Origin of the sequence: Flavobacterium sp. (assembly GCF_004211145.1) — a bacterium.
Classification (GTDB): domain Bacteria; phylum Bacteroidota; class Bacteroidia; order Flavobacteriales; family Flavobacteriaceae; genus Flavobacterium.
In genome coordinates this window covers 46,969-63,172 of sequence record NZ_SEBS01000021.1, presented here as the reverse complement: position 1 = coordinate 63,172, position 16,204 = coordinate 46,969, and the positions used below count along the sequence as shown (strand labels likewise).

17 protein-coding genes and 1 other RNA gene are annotated in these 16,204 nt (G+C 47.1%); 6 read left to right on the top strand and 12 right to left on the bottom strand.

Annotated elements, in window-relative coordinates; genetic code table 11:
- Positions 1-252: 252 nt before the first annotated feature.
- Genes EOO50_RS11125 through EOO50_RS11115 form a run of 3 tightly spaced genes read left to right on the top strand, consistent with a single transcriptional unit; the run spans position 253 to position 3,082 of the window.
- Positions 253-1,143 (top strand): rod shape-determining protein, encoded by an 891-nt coding sequence (locus EOO50_RS11125; protein ID WP_290840094.1) that lies wholly within the window; start codon positions 253-255, stop codon positions 1,141-1,143.
- A gap of 11 nt (positions 1,144-1,154) precedes the next feature.
- Positions 1,155-2,183, top strand: a complete 1,029-nt coding sequence (locus tag EOO50_RS11120) for a proline iminopeptidase-family hydrolase (protein WP_290840092.1) — start codon at positions 1,155-1,157, stop codon at positions 2,181-2,183.
- Between the two features lie 8 nt (positions 2,184-2,191).
- A complete protein-coding gene (locus EOO50_RS11115; protein ID WP_290840090.1) occupies positions 2,192-3,082 on the top strand; it encodes a hypothetical protein in 891 nt (296 codons plus the stop codon).
- Between the two features lie 12 nt (positions 3,083-3,094).
- Here EOO50_RS11115 and EOO50_RS11110 read toward each other — a convergent pair whose 3' ends face one another.
- The 4 genes from EOO50_RS11110 to dnaX form a co-directional block, all read right to left on the bottom strand.
- Positions 3,095-4,342 carry an ATP-binding protein gene (locus EOO50_RS11110; protein WP_290840098.1) on the bottom strand — a complete coding sequence of 416 codons (1,248 nt, stop codon included), beginning with the start codon at positions 4,340-4,342 and terminating at the stop codon, positions 3,095-3,097.
- Positions 4,329-5,144, bottom strand: a complete 816-nt coding sequence (locus EOO50_RS11105) for an alpha/beta hydrolase (protein WP_290840088.1) — start codon at positions 5,142-5,144, stop codon at positions 4,329-4,331. The genes EOO50_RS11110 and EOO50_RS11105 overlap by 14 nt, the downstream gene beginning before the upstream one ends.
- An 86-nt stretch (positions 5,145-5,230) precedes the next feature.
- Entirely contained in the window at positions 5,231-5,863 is a 633-nt protein-coding gene (locus EOO50_RS11100; RefSeq protein WP_290840086.1) for a DNA polymerase III subunit gamma/tau, read from the bottom strand.
- A 29-nt stretch (positions 5,864-5,892) separates the two neighbouring features.
- Complete coding sequence (gene dnaX / locus EOO50_RS11095; RefSeq protein WP_290840084.1) at positions 5,893-6,978, bottom strand: DNA polymerase III subunit gamma/tau; 1,086 nt, start codon at positions 6,976-6,978, stop codon at positions 5,893-5,895.
- Positions 6,979-7,190: 212 nt separating this feature from the next.
- Here dnaX and EOO50_RS11090 point away from each other — a divergent pair, with 212 nt between their 5' ends.
- Positions 7,191-7,592: a cation:proton antiporter gene (locus EOO50_RS11090; protein WP_290840083.1), complete on the top strand. Its 402-nt coding sequence runs from the start codon at positions 7,191-7,193 to the stop codon at positions 7,590-7,592.
- Positions 7,481-8,800 (top strand): Na+/H+ antiporter, encoded by a 1,320-nt coding sequence (locus EOO50_RS11085; RefSeq protein ID WP_290840096.1) that lies wholly within the window; start codon positions 7,481-7,483, stop codon positions 8,798-8,800. The genes EOO50_RS11090 and EOO50_RS11085 overlap by 112 nt, the downstream gene beginning before the upstream one ends.
- A gap of 139 nt (positions 8,801-8,939) precedes the next feature.
- Here the strand turns inward: EOO50_RS11085 and EOO50_RS11080 are convergent, their stop codons facing one another.
- The 4 genes from EOO50_RS11080 to EOO50_RS11065 all read right to left on the bottom strand — a co-directional run bounded on the left by EOO50_RS11080 (position 8,940) and on the right by EOO50_RS11065 (position 11,557).
- On the bottom strand, positions 8,940-9,569 hold the full coding sequence (locus EOO50_RS11080; RefSeq protein ID WP_290840081.1) for a hypothetical protein: 630 nt from the start codon (positions 9,567-9,569) through the stop codon (positions 8,940-8,942).
- A 10-nt stretch (positions 9,570-9,579) separates the two neighbouring features.
- Positions 9,580-9,963 (bottom strand): hypothetical protein, encoded by a 384-nt coding sequence (locus EOO50_RS11075; RefSeq protein WP_290840079.1) that lies wholly within the window; start codon positions 9,961-9,963, stop codon positions 9,580-9,582.
- 206 nt (positions 9,964-10,169) lie between these two features.
- Complete coding sequence (locus tag EOO50_RS11070; protein WP_290840077.1) at positions 10,170-11,246, bottom strand: DNA topoisomerase IB; 1,077 nt, start codon at positions 11,244-11,246, stop codon at positions 10,170-10,172.
- Positions 11,246-11,557 (bottom strand): hypothetical protein, encoded by a 312-nt coding sequence (locus tag EOO50_RS11065; protein WP_290840075.1) that lies wholly within the window; start codon positions 11,555-11,557, stop codon positions 11,246-11,248. The genes EOO50_RS11070 and EOO50_RS11065 overlap by 1 nt, the downstream gene beginning before the upstream one ends.
- A gap of 284 nt (positions 11,558-11,841) precedes the next feature.
- On the opposite strand from EOO50_RS11065, the gene rnpB reads away from it, so the two are divergent.
- Positions 11,842-12,153, top strand: an RNA gene (rnpB, locus tag EOO50_RS11060) — RNase P RNA component class A.
- A 196-nt stretch (positions 12,154-12,349) separates the two neighbouring features.
- Here rnpB and EOO50_RS11055 read toward each other — a convergent pair.
- From EOO50_RS11055 to EOO50_RS11040, 4 genes are all read right to left on the bottom strand, one after another.
- On the bottom strand, positions 12,350-12,823 hold the full coding sequence (locus tag EOO50_RS11055) for a hypothetical protein (protein WP_290840073.1): 474 nt from the start codon (positions 12,821-12,823) through the stop codon (positions 12,350-12,352).
- 199 nt (positions 12,824-13,022) lie between these two features.
- Complete coding sequence (locus tag EOO50_RS11050; RefSeq protein WP_290840072.1) at positions 13,023-13,583, bottom strand: RsmD family RNA methyltransferase; 561 nt, start codon at positions 13,581-13,583, stop codon at positions 13,023-13,025.
- On the bottom strand, positions 13,580-14,398 hold the full coding sequence (locus EOO50_RS11045) for a DUF3822 family protein (RefSeq protein WP_290840071.1): 819 nt from the start codon (positions 14,396-14,398) through the stop codon (positions 13,580-13,582). Before EOO50_RS11045 ends, EOO50_RS11050 begins: the two co-directional genes overlap by 4 nt.
- Positions 14,399-14,770: 372 nt before the next feature.
- Positions 14,771-16,129, bottom strand: coding sequence for a T9SS type A sorting domain-containing protein (locus tag EOO50_RS11040; RefSeq protein ID WP_290840070.1), 1,359 nt, complete (start codon positions 16,127-16,129; stop codon positions 14,771-14,773).
- Positions 16,130-16,204: the final 75 nt, after the last annotated feature.

The window sequence follows — 16,204 nt, the reverse complement described above, 5'->3', positions numbered from 1 at the left end:
GAAGACACCGATTCAAATAAACGCATCAACACATCAACAAATCAACAAAATATCGCCCGACGGAAGACACCGATTCAAATAAACAAATCAACGCATAAACAAATCAACAACAAATCATCCAACGGAAGACACCGACTCAAATCAACAAATCAACGCATCAACAAATCAACAAAAAATCGCCCAACGGAAGACACTAATTCAAATAAACGAATAAACGATTCAACGATTAAACAACAAAACAACAACAACAAATTGATCAACATCCGCAAATACGCAGCAATCGACATCGGCTCCAACGCCATGCGACTGCTCGTTGCCAACATTGTCGAAGAACAAGGTAAAGAAACCCAATTTTCAAAAAGCTCGCTCGTTCGCGTGCCGATCCGATTGGGTCAGGACGTATTCACGAAAGGCGAAATCTCTGAGGAAAACATCCTGCGCATGATCGACGCGATGAAAGCGTACAAGCTGTTGATGAAAGTGCACAAGGTCGAAAAATACATGGCGTGCGCGACGTCGGCCATGCGCGAGGCGACAAACGGGAACGCGGTGGTCGAACGCATTAAAAACGAAGCCGACATCGAAATCGAAATCATCGACGGCAAGAAGGAAGCGGCCATCATCGCCACGACCGATCTGCATTTTTTACTCAAGACCGAGAGCACCTATTTATATGTGGACGTCGGCGGAGGAAGCACCGAATTCTCGCTGTTCTCAAACGGCAAGATCGTCGCCTCCCGCTCATTCAAGGTCGGGACGGTTCGTTTCATCAACAACCTGGTGAGCGACACGACTTGGGGCGAGATCGAAACCTGGATCAAGGAAAATACGCAAGGTTTCGAAAATATCAGCATGATCGGATCGGGCGGAAACATCAACAAAATCTTCAAACTTTCAGGCAAATTGCAGGAGAAACCGCTGTCGTATATGTATCTCAACGCCCAATATGCGACGATGAGCGCGATGTCGTACGAACAACGAATCTCAGACCTCGGCCTCAACGCCGACCGTGCCGACGTTATCATTCCCGCGTTACAGATTTACCTCAACGCCATGAAATGGAGCGGCGCGCGCAATATTTACGTGCCGAAAATCGGATTGTCGGACGGAATCATAAAAGCGTTATATTTCGGTAAAATCTAAATTTCCGAACCATGAACACTTTGCGTTTCAAGATTTCCGTGCTGTTTTTTTCGGCTGCGACAGTACTCATAAGTTGCAGTGAAAAGCCCAAAACCGACGAACCAAAATCCGACTATTTCGCATCGACGTCTGGCGGCATTCAAAACGGAGGCGTCAAAATCATCCCGATCTCAACGCCGAACGGCAACTTCAACGTCTGGACGAAACGCATCGGAAACAACCCGAAAATCAAACTGCTTCTGTTGAGCGGCGGCCCGGGTTTGTCGCACGAGTATTTCGAATGCATGGAGAGTTTTTTGCCGGCTGAAGGAATCGAATTCATCTATTACGACCAACTTGGCACCGGATTTTCAGACAATCCAAAAGACACGGCGTTTTGGGATTTGCCGCGTTACGTCGAGGAAGTCGAGCAAGTACGAAAGGCGCTGAATCTGGACAAAGATAATTTTTACGTGCTCGGACATTCCTGGGGCGGCATACTCGCGATGGAATATGCGCTCAAATACCAGGACAATTTAAAGGGTTTGATCATTTCGAACATGATGGACAGCGCGCCCGCATACGGCAAATATTCGGAAGTGCTCGCGGCGCAGATGGATCCGGAAGTGTTGAAAGAACTTCGCATGATCGAAGCCGAAAAGGATTTCAAAAATCCAAAATACATGGGATTGCTGATTCCGAATTTTTACGAAAAACACATCTTGAGATTGCCCGCAGCCGATTGGCCCGAACCTGTAAATCGCGCCTCATCGCGCATGAACGAATCGCTTTACGTGACGATGCAAGGACCGAGCGAATTCGGGATTTCAGGTAAACTCACGAATTGGGATCGCAGCAACGACCTTAAAAATATCGCGATCCCAACGCTCGTCGTCGGCGCGAAATACGACACGATGGATCCGAAATACATGGAATCCATGGCCAAGAAACTCCCCAAAGGCACATATTTGTATTGCGAAAACGGCAGCCACATGAGTCTGTACGACGACCAGAAAACGTACATGGACGGACTGATCGATTTTCTCAAGACGACGAAATAAAACTACTGATGACGTCGCTCAAAAAACTCGTCGACGATTCTTTTGCCGACAGCGCGCTCGTCATCGGCAACGGCATCAACCGTTATCCGAATAATCCCGACGCGATCTCGTGGGACAATCTGTTGCTCGAACTCTGGGCGAAATTCTCGGATTCTCAGATAAAGATCAGGCCCGACGGGATTTCGTCGACCGAATTCTACGATCTGCTTGACATCGAGGCCAACGTCGGCGTTTCCCCAAATCCGACGATCCAAAAGGAAGTCAGCAAATCGATGGCCGATTGGAAAGCGCAGCCTCATCATGAAATCATACTTTCAAAGGCGCGCGATTTGAACATTCCCGTGTTGACGACGAATTTTGATTTGGTGATGCCGAAATCCATCGGTCTCGAAAAATTCAGGACGACTCCAAAATCCTTTACCGATTTTTATCCATGGACGACGTATTTCGGAAATTCCCAATTGCAGCGTCCGACCGATGGTTTCGGGATTTGGTTCGTAAACGGCGTGATCGAATATCCGCGCAGCATCCGTTTGGGATTGTCGCACTACATGGGTTCGGCCCAGAGAGCGCGGCCGCTTGTGCAGAAATTATTTTCAGACCAGAAGGTTTGGCCCGGAAAAACGACGTGGCTCGACATCGTCTTCCACAAATCGCTTTGTATTTTCGGGCTCGGGCTCGAAGAAAACGAGGTATTTTTACGATGGCTTCTGATCGAGCGCGCCAAATACTTCAAGCAATTCCCTGAGCGGAAAAAGAAAGGTTGGTACGTCACGATCAGACCAAAGTCAGGAGCCGACAATCGTTATGAAGGCAAGAAAATATTCTTTGAAAAGATCGGATTTGAAGTGATCGAGGTCGATTCGTATGACGCGATCTACAAAATACCCTGGGAATGATAACGGTGATAATTACGCTTCCTGATCGATCGCGTGCGTGAACGGAAATATGATCGTAAAGACAGTCCCGATGTTTTCCTTTGACGAGAAAGCGATATCGCCACCGAGCATCTGCACGATTCTTCGGCAATAGGTGAGCCCGATTCCCAATTCGTCAGCAACGAGATTCGACATGCTGAACAGCTGGAACGGTGTCGCCGCGGAACGGTAATTTGAGAAATTGTCCTCGAAAACGATGCGTACGCAATCTTCGTATCGGAACCTATCCTTGTTTTTCGCGAAGACGTCGTTCTTTATCACATCGACCGTAGCATTTATCTTAAGCTCGCGATTTCCTTGATTGTCAAATCGTTTCGCATTCTTGATGAGTTCTTCGAATAGGCTTACTAGGAATTTGAAATCAGATTTGAATTCGTGATCAATTTTCGAAATCGACATGTTGTCCACGAATGCGATTTCGTCGCCAACGGCCAAAATATTCTTCTTCGCCGTTTCGATTATGTCCTTGAAATCGATGATCGCATACGTGATCTGGCTTTCGTTGAGCGAATTGAATTTCTTCAAGCTGTCGAGCAATTGACGCACGCGGTCCACGAAAATCGTAATCTTGCGCAATGCTTCGAGCGATTCGGGTTTTATGTCCGGGTCTTGTTCGAGGAGTAATTTGCTGCTGAACAAATTAATCTTGCGCAACGGTTCCTGAAGGTCGTGCGACAGGACTTTGTTGAGTTCGACTTCATCGACGTTCTTATCGGAAAGTTTTTGGATTTGGAATTCGAGTTTTCGTTCGGCGATCTGCAGTTCGTTTTTCGCGGCAATCAGTTCGGCGTTTTCGTGCAATGCTTTTTGTGCGATGTTTTTCGCCTCGAGCAATTCCTTTTCGAATTGGTTGCGCCTCGAAATCTGCATGCCGCCGCAGTGGATTTCGAATGTGTCTTCGACATCGGCAACCACTACATTGAGCAATACCGGAATATCGGATTTTTGTTTGGTGAGGAACGCCAGGAAAATTTCGTTCGCCTTTTTCTGCATCTTGATCAACGGATAAAAATGCGTCTGGAAGAAGATCCTGCTTCCGACCGTGAGCAATTCCTCGAGTTTCATTTGGCCGACGACTTCCTCGTGTTCGTAACCGAGGTCGTTCAAAAATGTCTCGTTGACGCGCGTGATCGTGCCGTCATCGCGGAACGAAAAAAAGTAACAAGGCGTCGCATTGTAGATCGCCTGCCAATCCTGGCTATTTTGACTATGCTGTGAGATACGTCTTGGCTAAAAAGTTCTTGATGATCGCAATGGTTTCGTCGGGATGGCTCAAATGCGGACAATGTCCCGTGGCCTGCATTTTTACGATTTCGCTTCCGTGAATTTTTTGGGCCGTAAATTCACCAACGAAATCAGGCGCTATCGCATCGTCGGAGCATTGCATGACCAAAACGGGAAGCTTGATTTTGGAGAGGTCGCTTCGGTTGTCCGAGAAAAACGTCGCCTGTGCAAAACGCTTTGTGATGATCGGGTCGGTCGAACAGAAACTCTCTTCGAGCTCTTGCATAAGCTCGGGCCTGTCTTCGTTTTTCATGACGACGGGCGCGAGGAAATTCGCCCATCCGATGTAATTGCTTTCCATTACGTTGAGCAAATCCTCGAGGTCTTTCTTCTCGAAACCACCTTTGTAATTTGAATCGTTTATGTAGCACGGCGACGGACCGATGAAGACCAACGAACTGAAAAACTCGGGATGCCTGATAGCCGCGAGAACGCCAATCATGCAACTCACGGAATGTCCGACGAAGATCGCATCCTGCAAATCCAATTCCTTGCAGATATCGATAACGTCTTGCGCATAACCGTCAAGTGAAACGTAACGTTCGTGGTTGTACGCCGTCAAATCGGATTTGCCGCAACCTACATAATCGAACAAAACAATCCTGTAATCGTCAACAAACGCAGGAACCACGAATCGCCACATGTTCTGGTCGCAACCAAAACCATGAGCAAAAATGATCGTCTGCTGACCAGCCCCAAATATTTTTACGTTATTTCTACTAGCAATCTGCTGTTGCATGAATTGGAACTGTTAGGTATTGAAAAGTTGCGACTAATATAGTCAAATAATAGTGTTCGTTTTGTTAATGGAAAACTAATGATGTGTCAGAAATCCAAATCGAACGTGCGTCTCAACGTATCCAGATTTGGGTTGATCTGGTTGAGTCGATTGTAGCGATCCTGAGGCGTGAACGCCTTTTTGCTTTCCATCGATTCGTTCACGATAATCTTGATCTCGATATCGTGGTTGTGCAGTTTTCCGCGCAAATAACCCACGAGGTCGTGCTTGCCGCTTTCGAAGTCGATTTTCGATCCTTCGTTGGGAAGTTCGTGTATGATCGTCGTGCCTTCGAGCTTCGGGTCGTTGATAAGCAACAGCGATTCCATGATCTTTTGGCCTTTGTCCGACAAACGTTGCGCAAATTTATTCCATTGCAGCAACATGTCGTTTTCGGTAAACGCCTCGGTAGGCAAGTGGACGGTTTCGGACGTATTGGCTTTCCGATTTTGCTCAAGTACTTTCTTGGCGCGGATGCTCGACAACGACAGTGCTGAAACTGGCGCGATATTCTGTGCGACCGACGTTTTTTCGACCGAATGTATCTGGTTGTCTTGATCGACCGAAACGCGCGTTTCAATCGTCGTCGCCACGGTTTCCCGGACTACGATCTGTTTTTCAGGTTCGGCTTTGGGTTCGGGAGGCGTTACGATTTCGGGCGCGCTCACTGATATTTCCATCACGCGGCCGTAGAAGTAATTCGGAGGAATTATAAATCCGTCAACTTTTTTTTTTCTCCATCGAATGTGATGGAGGCCAACTGCATAAGCGTGAGTTCAACGAGCAGACGTTGGTTTTGGCTGGCTTTGAATTTCATGTCGGCGTCGTTCGCGATCTCGATTCCTTTGAGCAGGAAATCACGGCTCGCGCGCAACGACTGGCTCGAATACAATTGTTGGGCTGTTTCGCCTTTTTCAAGCAGTTTCAAAGTCGCAGGCGTTTGGCAGACTAACAAGTCGCGGAAGTGCGATGCCAATCCCGATATGAAATGATGTCCGTCGAAACCTTTCGCCAGAATATCGTTGTAGGCGACGAGCAGATCGGGGATCTTGTTCTCGAGGATCAAATCGGTTACTGAAATATAGGTTTCGTAATCGAGTACGTTCAGGTTTTCGGTTACGGCCTGGCGTGTCAAGTTCGTGCCGCAGTATGAAACGACGCGGTCGAAAATCGATAACGCATCGCGCATCGCACCGTCGGCTTTTTGGGCGATGATGTGCAAGGCGTCGTCCTCGGCGGTTATGCCTTGGCTTTTCGCGACTTCGGCCAAATGTTCTTTTGCGTCCTTGACCGTAATTCTTTTGAAATCGAAAATCTGGCAACGCGATAAAATCGTCGGGATGATCTTGTGCTTTTCGGTCGTCGCCAAGATGAAGATCGCGTGTTTGGGCGGTTCCTCGAGTGTTTTGAGGAAAGCGTTGAAAGCAGCCTGAGACAACATGTGGACCTCATCGATGATGTAGACTTTGTATTGTCCGGTTTGCGGCGGGATCCGGACCTGGTCGATCAGGCTTCGGATATCGTCTACCGAGTTGTTCGACGCGGCATCCAATTCGAATACATTGAACGCGAAATCCTCATTCGGATCATCATAACCCGGTTGGTTGATCTTGCGCGCCAAAATCCTTGCACAAGTGGTTTTCCCAACGCCACGCGGACCCGTGAACAACAACGCCTGAGCCAGGTGATTGGTTTCGATGGCGTTGAGCAACGTGTTCGTAATAGCCTGCTGGCCCACGACATCCTTGAAGGTCTGCGGGCGGTACTTGCGGGCTGATACTACGAATTGTTCCATTTGGTTTTTCAGGGAAAGCACAAATATAAGGGTAATTGACAATTGACAATTGATAATTGACAATTAGTAATTAACAATGAAAACGGCTCGATGGTTAATTGTTTGAAGTTAAAAAGTTTAGGGTTTTGGGTTTCGAGTTGCGTAGATCCCAACTTGAAACCCCATACCCCAAACATAAAAAAATGTATTTTTGAAAACACAACATCATTGCCATGCATTACACACTTTTGCTCGTTCTCGGATTGCTTTTCGTCGTTTTGCTTTTGGTCATGCTCGCCAAAAAAGTAAATGTCGCGTATCCGATTTTCCTGGTGCTTTCGGGACTCGGTATCAGCTTTATTCCGGGAATTCCAAAAATCGGGCTCGATCCTGATTTGATCTTTTTGATTTTCCTCCCGCCTTTGTTATATGAAGCGGCCCGGTATACGTCGTGGCGCGATTTCTGGAAATGGAGGCGCGCGATAGGTTTGCTCGCGTTCGGTTGGTCTTCTTCACGTCGTTCGTGGTCGCGTATTTCGCCCAATCGTTCATTCCGGGATTCACGTTGGCGCTCGGCTTTTTGCTCGGCGGGATCATTTCTCCACCCGACGCGGTCGCCGCAGCAACGGTCTTGAAAGGTTTGCCCGTTCCGAGGCGATTGCTCACGATCCTCGAAGGCGAAAGCCTGGTGAACGACGCCTCGTCGCTTATCGTATTCCGATTCGCATTGGCGGCCGCGATGACGGGCGTTTTCTCATTCAAGGTCGCCGTCGGGCAATTCTATCTCGTCGCGGGAATGGGAATCGTCGTGGGTTTGGTCATCGGGCATATCATGTATGCGATCCATAAATTTTTACCGACGACGCCCGCTATTGACGCGACGCTCACGGTCATGACTCCTTATATATTGTTCCTGACTGCCGAGCAATTCGATTTTTCGGGCGTAATGGCTGTCGTGAGCGGCGGATTGTTCATTTCGTACCGCGGCCACGAGATTTTCACCACGGGAACGACACGCGTAAACATGCTAGGTGTCTGGACGACGATGATCTTCGGGATGAACGCGTTGGTTTTCATTCTTATCGGGCTCGAGCTTCCGCATATCATCGAAGGTCTCGGCGAATATTCGATAGCCGAAGGAATCAAATACGGCTTGATGATCAGCGGCATCATTATTTTACTGCGGTTCGTCTGGGTATATCCCGCAACGCATCTTCCGCGATTGTTAAGCAGGAAGATCCGTCAGGAACCGAACCCGGGTTGGAAAGGACCGCTTTGCGTGAGTTGGGCGGGAATGCGAGGCGTGGTTTCATTGGCGACGGCGTTGTCGATTCCCGTACTGCTTGAAAACGGACAGCCATTTCCGCACCGAAGCCTGATCATTTTCATGACCTTTATAGTAATTTTGGTCACGTTGGTTTTCCAGGGTTTGACATTGCCGTTCATCGTCAGGCTCATCAAATTCGAGGAAATCGACAAAGTCCCGATGGAAGAAGAACAAATGGCGGGCATCCGATTGCGCATGAAACGCGCGGCTTTGCATTGGCTCGAAAAACATTACGCTCGTGAAATCGGGGAGAATGAGCTCGTCGCGGGTTTGCAGGCGAGCTTGAGAAGCGATGTCGAAATGACGTCCAAGAAACTCGAATCCATTTTGTGCGATGCAACCCAAATGGCCGAAGTCCACGAATACAAAAAAGTCCTAGAAGATATTTACCAAGTACAAAGGCGTGAACTTATCGCGTTGCGAAACGAAAATATTTTCACCGACGAGGAGATTCGGAAATCACAATTGGGTTTGGATTTGGATGAGGCGAAATTGGTGCGGCAGACGCATTTTTGATTTAAGATGACAGATTTACAGATTACAGATTTACGGATTTACAGATTTCCGGAATCGGGGAAATTGAAACTCGGTCTTCCAATCGGAGGATCTGAAATCTGTAAATCTGTAATCTTTCAATCTGAAATCTTTCAATCTTTCAATCCTTCAAAGTCATATCCGGCCGAAAAGTCCTATACGGCAGCAAAACGCTTTCACCGTTCGAATGTATGATGATCGCGATGCAGCTTTTCGTCGAGTTCAGGAATTCGAATGAAATCCCATCGTTTTCGCTGTCGTAAATCTCCACGAAGTCTTTTGTCTTTTCAAACGCGTAATCGCCTACGTATTTCATATTCGGGAATTTCGCCTTGATTTCATCGAACGAGTTTCCGGATCCGAGCGAATCGATCTTAAAATCGGGCGACGTCACGCGAACCAATTTCACGACCTTTTGCTTCATCTCGTCGTCTTTGTACGTCGTGAAAACATTGAGTTCCGATTTTCCCGAATCGGCGTTCGAGTTCGTGCTGTACCAAGTCATCCACGATTTTCCCATCGCCGAGTCAGACAGATCGGGTTTTCCGAGAATCGGTTCGAGACGTTGGGAATCCATTTCGAGCGAAACATTTCCGACGCTTTGTCCCGCGATGATGTCGGTGTTTGTCTTTGGGGTTTCGACGACTGTCGGGATCGAATCGGTAGGCGTTTCATCGACCATCGGTTCGGGTTCGTTTTTCTTGCAGCCAATTACCGCAAACAGCAAAAAAGCGATCATCAGATTTTTCATAGAATTCATTTTAGATCCGTCGGTAAATGTCAGCACAGCCTTCGTCGCAGATGTTCCCGTAATTTTCATCGACGGGATTCAGCGAGAGTTTGGTGGGATCGTTGTCGTGATAAACCAGGTAATGTCGCGTTCCGTCCTTGAATGTTATGGCCAATTTCTTGCCGTCCAATTCGTAGCTTCCGATGTTCCCGCTTTTGTCGCGCGCCACATTATTTTTCTCGAAAATGAAAATATTGCCGTCCTGGACTTGGGTTACGTAATCGCGGGCGCCGTCATTCCCGTGTTTTTCGGTTAGTTTCCATCGGCCGATGATTGAGAATTCGGATTGGGCGAAACCGCAACTTGATAATGTTATAAGTAAGAATATTAAAATGAGATTTTTTAGTCGGTACATCTTTAGATAGGAAAGTTTCGGTTTGATTTTTTAAAAAACTTCGTTTTTATTTTTAAACAGTTAAGATAGTTGAGTTTAGTTAAGGCTGTTTCACAGAAATTGGGAATATTCGACAAGTCATATAATCTTAACTGTCGGCGTATTTTCCTGTTATCGCACTCGAATCTTTAGCAGAGCGTTTCTCCAGCGTAGCGTTTCCCACGATCTCATCCCAAAACCTCCGCAATCTTTTCCCCTTCAAGCAATCTTACCAAGGCTTCTTCCTCAGCATCGAGTTGGTTGTTCTTTATATTCTTTTTGACGTCGTATTTTGAAATTTGTCCGTTTTCATAAGCGGCGATCACCGTCGGATGCACGTAATATTTCTTGCAGACGGTTCGCGTATTCCCGAGTTTTACGGCGACGCAATCGATCACTTCGACCACTTTCTTCTTCATCTCGGTCGCGGTTTCGAAATCACCGATGTCGCGAAACGCTTGCAACGCATTCACGCTTCCGGCCCAAGCCCTGAAATCCTTAGCGGTGAAATCCTCGCCCGTGATTATCTTAAGATAGTTGTTGATGTCGGCTGAGCCGATCGTGTGGTGCTTTCCATCGTCGTCATAATATTGGAACAATTCCTGTCCCGGAATCTCCTTGCATTTTTTAACGAGGTTCACGAGCTTCCTGCTTTGCAATGGGATTTTGTGTTGGATGCCTTTTTTGCCGACGAACTCAAATGAGATCGACGACTTTTCAAACTTCACGTGTTTGTCGCGCAGCGTCGTGAGTCCGAACGATCCGTACAGTTTTTTGTAGGCGTCGTTCCCGATCCTGATGTTCGTCATCTCGATCAGCTTCACGACAAGCGCCACGACTTTTTCGTACGGCAAGCCTTTTCGGTTCAAATCCGTTTCGACCTGTTTCCTGATGGTTGGCAGTGCTTTTGCGAAGTTTCTGAGCCTGAAGAATTTCGATTGGTTCCGGATCTTGTTCCAATCAGGATGGTAACGGTATTGTTTGCGTCCGCGTTTGTCGGTTCCCGTAACCTGCAGATGCCCGTTCTCGTATGGTGAAATCCAGACGTCTTCCCAGGCCGGCGGGATCACGAGTTTCTTGATCCGATCCAAAACCTCTTTGCCTTTTATTTTTTTTCCATCTTCGTCGACGTAGTGGAAACTGCCGCCGCCGCCTTTCCTGAAATATCCCTTTCCTGAAAAAGCCGCATACCGTAAACCAATTGCTTTCGCTGTAGTCTTCGGGTCGCGGCCTATTTTTTCAAGTTTCGCCTGTAAGCGATTCATTAGTTTTGTTGTTGCTGACGTCCTTTGATGGTCAGTTCGTGCAGGACTTTCGTGGCACTTTGTTCGTCCATCGATAAATCTCCGGCAACGAAAACGCCCATTTCTCCTTTCACGGAGCGGATTCCATATACCGTAGCTTCATCTCCGGGATCGCTTTCGCCTTCGTACCTATATATATGTACGATTTCGAATTCGTCGGGATTGTTGACGATTCTGCTTTCTTCGAGGTTAAAATCAGTCGTGAATCCTTTGGCAGCGAGTTCTTCGAGTGCTTTGGATACTGTGGCGTAGTGATACATTTGGCGTTCCATGGTTGTTGTTTTTTGTTGATTTGTTATTTGTTGATTTGTTTATTTGATTCGTGTCTTCCGTGTAAATTTTGGGATTTGTCGGTATTCATCTTAAATCTGAATTCTGAATTCTAAACTCTAAACTCTAAACTCTAAACTCTAAACTCTAAACTCTAAACTCTAAACTCTAAACTCTAAACTCTAAACTCTAAACTCTAAACTCTAAAATTAAAACTTCTAATCCCCGAATGGCTTACAGTTTTAACCCCAAACATTGCATCATCCGCATATTGTCGTACTTTTGCACCGCAGGCCGCCTTATCGCTGTTCCGTCAGGAATGGAGGAAAGTCCGGGCACCAAAGGGCAGCATAGCGGGTAACGCCCGTCACGTCGGTTCGCCGACGGAGGACAAGTGCAACAGAAAGTATGTACAGTTCGGCTGTAGTGAAACCAGGTAAACTCTATGCGGTGAAATGCCAAGTATACCGACAGTTAAGGGCGGCTCGCTCGTTGTCGGAGGGTAGGCAGATAGAATCGTGCAGCAATGTCCGATCCAGATAAATGATAAGGCTTTCGTTTCGAGAGACAGAACCCGGCTTACAGGCCTGCTTTTTTTTAGTGCTGGAGTGCTTGGTGCTCAAGTGTTTAAGTTTTTTGGAGCTATTCCGGCTTTCCGTTTCAATCTTTTTCAATAAATTCCATTTTGCAGGAATTCCATTAGCTTCCGTTGGTCGCTTCTGTAATTCGGCAAAATTCGGTATTTATTCAAAAAAGGATTTCCACTGCAATCCGGGCTAGGGAAGTAGGTTCGGTTAATGTTTGTATTTCTCGGGAAGTTTGGATTTCAAATACGTCGTGAACTTTTGGATCACGAACGAGATCAACGTTCCGGCGAGTAAACCCGTGAGCAGCCCGATGATCGATCCACTCGCAATCGCGGTCGTTTCGTTGCCCAACATAACGAACTTATTCAGTATCCAAAACGATATCGCGCCAATCGCACCTGATGCCAAAGTCGAAAACACGATCACGAACGTCTTGAATCCTGAGGTGAACGATTTCCGGTTCAACCCGACGAGCAACGAAGCCGATAGCGCGCCCATCGCGATCAACCCAAACAAAATCGCCGCGGCCAAGATCACGGCTACGATCGCGACCAAGAGGCAAAGCAGCACAAAAATAATCCCGAGTATCAGCAGCGTAAAAAGGAACAGATTGAATTCTTCGTCTTCTATATTCGCTTGAAGAAAAGTTGTCGGAAATAAAAAAGTAAGGAAGTTTAGCATTTTCGCCTGTGCGTTGTCGGTTCAGTTCACGTGATTTTTTTTCCTGCGTGGTCAAGATGACAGTCGGTCATTTAAATGAAAAAATCCGTGTCTTTCCGTGTCATCTGTGTTTCAATTTATTCATTATTAATTATTAATTATTAATGAATAATGAATAATGAATGGTGAATGATGAATGATGAATGATGAATGATGAAGTTTAGTTAGTCGCGTCGACGCTTGATGCAAACGCAAAAAAACTAAACCGCGATCCGCCGTAATTCTTCTGGAACGAGAAATTCGGCAACGCGTCCATCAACGTATATTTCGAATGCTCGATTATCATCATGCCGTCTTTCGACAACAATTCGCGATCGAAGATCAACATTACGACTTTCTCGAAATCCTTCTGCGCCATGTCATACGGCGGATCGGCAAAGATAATGTCGTATTCTCCCGACGCTTTTTCCAAAAACGACAACACATTGCTTTTGATAGCCGTGATCGGGAACTCGAACTCGGCAGCCGTCTGCTTGATGAATTTCACGCACCCGAAATCGCCGTCGACGGCAACGATATTTTCGGCGCCTCTCGATCCGAATTCATAACTGATGTTTCCCGTTCCCGAGAAAAGATCGAGCACGCGCAATCCTCCGAATTCAAAATGGTTGTTGAGGATGTTGAACAGCGATTCCTTGCTCATGTCGGTCGTCGGGCGAACCGGCAAGTTTTTTGGAGCTGAAATGCGTCGGCCCTTGAATTCTCCTGAAATGATCCTCACGATTGGAAAAGTATATAATGTTTGCGGTTGTCGGCTTCGCTGAACTCGTTGCGCAATTGCAGTTTCGAGACGTCGAGTAGCGACACGTTTCTCACGTATTTGTATGCGACCTGATAGAATTCGCTGTCTTGGGTCACGTCGCCCAAAAGTTGCAGCTTGAAAAATTCGGGATTCAGACTGAGTTGTTCGGCCGCGAAAAGCAGATAATATATAAAGTCTTCCTTGGTTTTGTATTCGAACGAATTAAACAGCAATAATTTTTGGTTCTGTACGATCACGAGTTCGAATCGCTTGTCGCCAAAGTGGGCGAACACCTGTTTCTCGTCGTTGTTCTTCGAAATTTCAAGCAGGCGCGAAACCAGGACGCTCGTCGCATGCCGGTAATCGAAATTCCCGAATTTGTTCACGAGGAAATCGTTTATCGTCGCGAATGGAACGTAGACGTTGTTCATCTCGTAGGTCGGCAATTCATCGAACGCTAACGCATCGCTTTCAAATACCTTGACGTCGTATTGCAAGTAACTTCCCAGGAAATTCTCATCGAAAAGCGCTTTGGGCACGAACGTATTCAATCCGTTTTCATGCGTCACGGCGATCTCGTCGTACTTGTCCAACAGTTCCGAATGTTGCAGAAACGCGTTTTCGAATTGCCGGTCGGCGTTTGAATCTTGCTGTTCCGCAAACGCGACCTGTTTCATGGAAAGTACGGTGTCATTGAGCGTGTCGATCGTGCAGAACGCGAAACCGGTTTGGCCGATGCGCACGGTCAGCTTTCGGTAGTTTTTTTCAGTGATGTTGGGACGGTTGACGAGCATGGGGCGAATTTACGGATTTTGTTTTTTGTTTAATCGGTTAGTTGTTGATTTGTTGATGTGTTGATTTGTTGATTTGAGTTCGTGTCTTCCGTTGGATGGTGTGGTTCGGTTAGTTGTTGATTTGTTGATGTGTTGATTTGTTGATTTGAGTGCGTGTCTTCCGTTGGGCGGGTGTGGTTCGGTTAGTTGTTGATTTGTTGATTTGTTGATGCGTTGATTTGAGTTCGTGTCTTCCGTTGATCGGGTTTAGTTTAATCGGTGAATCGTTTAGTTGTTTAGAGATCTTGCGTTTTAGGATTACGACGTTTAATTAATAAAAAAAACTCCGCCCGGGTTTTTGCGAGCGGAGCCTTCAATCAATGAAAATGACATTTATTGTTTTATGAATTTCGTTTGTTGAGTTTTTCCTGATGACGATTCCAAGACGATGACGTAAATGCCTTCGGTCAAATCCGAAACATGGAGTTCGCCGCTTCGTGCATCGCCTGATTTGACGGTCTGTCCCAACGCGTTCACGATACGGAATGTCGACATCGTTTCGGTGGTATTCCATTTCACGATGTCTCGCGTCGGATTCGGGTAAACCGTGAGCGCGCCCGATAGCCAATCGGAACTGCTCATTTGCGTGCATCCCATTATCATTTCAGGAGTGTAGTTGGACACGGTCGTTCCGTCGCCCAGCCAACCGCCGCCGTTATAACCCCAGGACCAAAGTGAATTGTTTTCCTTGATGGCGTATGACGAACAGTAACCGGCCGAAACGCTTTTCCAATCGGAATCGGTCCCGACCTGCACAGGTACGTTTGTGATCGGGATCGGGATTCCGCCGTCGAACCAGCCGTAGGAACCCCATTGCCAAAGCGTTCCGTCGGTCTTTATACCGATGGTGTGGAAGTTGCCTGAAGCGATATCCTTCCATTGTCCGGGGATTTGAACCGGCGCGGTCCTGTTGATGACCGTTCCGTCGCCCAAACGGCCATTTTCGTTGATTCCCCAAGCCCAAAGCGTATTGTCGCTACGCAAGCCGAATGATGAATTGCAACGCGCCGCCGAAATCTTTGTCCAGTTGTTCGCCGTTCCGATCTGGGTGAAAAAAGGAACCCAGACGGTGCTTCCGATTCCCACGTCGCCCAAATTGTTTCGTCCGCGGCCCCAAAGCGTTCCGTCATATTTGATCGCGAACGTCTTGAAATAGCCGGCGTAGATTTTGTTCCAATCGGTATCAGGACTGATCTGGAACGGATTGGCATAAAAATTCTCTCCGTTCATGATGAGTTCGTAGGCCCCGTTATTGCCCCAGCCCCAGAGTGTTCCGTCAGCCTTTTTACCTATCGAATGTAAGTTGCCTCCCGAGATTTCGATCCAATCGGATCCCGAACCCGTACTAACCGGAACATACGAATACGAAGCGGTGGAATTATTGCCCAATTGCCCGACATCATTATTGCCCCAAGACCAAAGATTGCCGTCGTGATCCAATGCTATCGTATGCATACGGGCGTGGCTGACAGATGCCCATTGATCGGCATTGACTGTCGGCGTCGGGGAAATTGTGGCCACTGTGGTTCCATTCCCGAGCTGGCCGAATTGATTTTGTCCCCATGTCAACGTATTGCCGTCGAGCAAATAAACGGTCACCGAATTGTCGGAACAAACCACACGGTCGACACATTCCTGGGCGTGATTTTTACTGGCGACAAGTAATAAAGCAAGGAGTAGAATTTTTTTCATATCGGTCTTTTTTTGTGCCGATAATTTACAAAATCGACAATTAAATTTGTAGGACAATCCTGTAAAAGAGCGTTT